Source organism: Phyllobacterium phragmitis (assembly GCF_002980495.1).
In the GTDB taxonomy this organism is placed as follows: domain Bacteria; phylum Pseudomonadota; class Alphaproteobacteria; order Rhizobiales; family Rhizobiaceae; genus Paramesorhizobium; species Paramesorhizobium phragmitis.
The window spans coordinates 1-2,035 of the sequence record NZ_PVBR01000064.1; the positions used below are offsets into that span (position 1 = coordinate 1).

Genomic DNA, 2,035 nt, shown 5'->3' on the forward strand with positions numbered 1-2,035 from the left:
CCGCCGAGCGAGCCGTTCACAGCGAGAAGACCCGCTGCAATATCGGTTGTTCCCGCATAGGCCGAGCTGTTTCCGGTCAGGACCAGCTCTCCCGCCCCTGACTTGGTCAGTGCGCCTGTGCCGGAGAGCGCGCCCGCATAGGTTCCAGCCGTGCCTTGGTCGAAAGTCAGCGCGGCGTTGTTCACGATGTCGCCTTGCAGGCTCGTCGTGTTGCCAACCAGCGTGCCGCCGGAAACGGTCGTGCCGCCCGTATATGTATTGGCTCCAGTCAGAACCAGCGTGCCGAGGTCGGTCTTGTTGAGCGAGCCCGTTCTGGTGAGGTTGGAGGCGATGGTGGCGGTATAGCCTGCGCCCGCCGCTGTACCGTCGCCGACGCGGATGGTATTTGCCCCGGTGAGACCGATGGCGTCGCCGGCGACATCATAGCCATCGACGGCGAATTGCATGCCGTTCTGGATGGTGATTGCGCCGGCGCTGTCCTCCACCGTCACCGTACCGGGCGTACCGGCGAAAATCAGCAACGCCGAGGTATCGAAGGCGCCATTGAAGCTGCCATCGGCGATGGTCCAGTTGGTGCCGGTCGCGGTCCAGCTGGCCGAGCCGCCATCGATCGCGTTGTTTGCACTGGTGTTCGCGCCATCCCAGAAGAAGAACGAGGTGGGATTGGCAGGCGCATCGACCAGCAGGTTCACCTGCCCCACCATCGCCGTCTGCACGGTGAGATTGGTGTTGTCGAAGCCAGTAGGCGCGGCGCCGATGTCGAGGCCGTTATCGGTGAGCGTGCCGCCATAATTGACGAGGCGATAGAGACCCTCGCCGAAACCGCCCGCATCGGCGACATTGAGCGTACCATCGAGCGTGAGATTGTTGCCGACATTGATGAGGTCGCTATCCACGCCCGCCGTACCGGTGGGGTTGCCAAGCTCGAAATTGAGAGACGAGCCGGAAGCAAGCGCGAGGTCTCCGCTGATGGTCAGCGTGCCAAGGCCGTTGCCGGCAGCGATCACGCCGTTCGTGACAAAAACATTGTCCGACAGCGTGCCCGAACCCCCGAGCGTACCGCCCGTCACGTTCACCGTGCCGCCGAGCGAGCCGTTCACAGCGAGAAGACCTGCTGTGATATCGGTTGTTCCCGCATAGGCCGAGCTGTTTCCGGTCAATGTCAGCGCACCCGCACCGGATTTGGTCAGCGTGCCATTGCCGGAGATGATCCCCGCATAGGTTCCAGCCGTGCCTTGGTCGAAGGTAAGCGCCACATTATTGGCGATGTCGCCTTGCAGGCTTACCGTGTTGCCGGTCAAGGTGCCCGCCGAAATGGTGGTGCCACCGGTGTAGCTGTTGGCTCCCGTCAGCGTCAGCGCGCCCGCGCCGGATTTGGTCAGCGAACCCGTACCCGAGACAACACCGGCATAGGTTCCAGCCGATGCCTGGTCAAAAGTAAGCGCGGCGTTGTTTGCGATGTTGCCCTGCAGGCTCGTCGTGTTGCCGATCAAGGTGCCCGCCGAAATCGTCGTGCCGCCGGTATAGGTGTTAGCGCCAGTCAGCGTCAGCGCGCCCGCGCCGGATTTGGTCAGCGAACCCGTGCCGAAGACAACACCGGCATAGGTTCCAGCCGACGCCTGGTCAAAGGTAAGCGCCGCATTATTGGCGATGTTGCCTTGCAGGCTTACCGTGTTGCCGATCAACGTGCCCGCCGAAATGGTGGTGCCGCCGGTATAGGTATTGGCGCCGGTCAGCGTCAGCGCACCCGCGCCATCTTTGGTCAACGCCCCTGAGCCGGAGATCACGCCCGCATAGGTTCCAGCCGATGCCTGATCGAAGGCCAGCGCGGCATTGTTCACAATATTGCCTTGCAGGCTCGTCGTGTTGCCGATCAGCGTTCCGCTGGAAATCGTCGTGCCGCCGGTATAAGTGTTGGCGCCGGTCAGGACAAGCGTGCCGAGATCGGTCTTTTCCAGAGAGCCGGCGCCGGTGAGGTTGGAGGCGATGGTGGCGGTGAAACCCGCCCCGGTTGCCGTGCCGTCGCCGACGCGGA

Annotated in this window: 1 protein-coding gene; it reads right to left on the reverse strand. The window is 63.1% G+C overall.

Features of this window, described 5'->3' with window-relative positions; genetic code table 11:
• The coding region (locus C5748_RS27300; protein WP_199194920.1) for an autotransporter-associated beta strand repeat-containing protein at positions 1-2,035 on the reverse strand (2,035 nt) is incomplete at both ends.